The sequence below is a fragment of the Psychrobacter sp. TB55-MNA-CIBAN-0194 genome (assembly GCF_040309505.1).
GTDB classification, from domain to species: Bacteria; Pseudomonadota; Gammaproteobacteria; order Pseudomonadales; family Moraxellaceae; genus Psychrobacter; species Psychrobacter fozii.
Genome location: NZ_JBEOOW010000188.1, coordinates 1 through 279 on the forward strand (window position 1 = coordinate 1; position 279 = coordinate 279).

Genomic DNA, 279 nt, shown 5'->3' on the forward strand with positions numbered 1-279 from the left:
GCATCCATATGCACGCCAATAATGGTTGCTTGAGGTGCAATGTTTTTGGTTCGAGTCACGTCTTCTTTTCCCATGATAATAGAGTTTGGAAATCCCTCAAGCTGTGCATAGCCGGTATTCAGGATCACAACTTCCGGCTGGTGCTTGTTTAAAGCTTGTTCTACAACACCGTTCCAGATCGTATCCCCAACCACGTATGTTGTTTTGTAACCGGGAGCCTGAAATACAACGCCCATTGCTTCACCAAGCAAAGCGGCCAATTGCGGAACTGCGTACATG

At 47.0% G+C, this 279-nt stretch carries 1 pseudogene; it reads right to left on the reverse strand.

What is annotated here, in order from left to right:
* Positions 1-279: pseudogene (locus AAEY75_RS14775) on the reverse strand (MBL fold metallo-hydrolase); the annotation flags it as partial.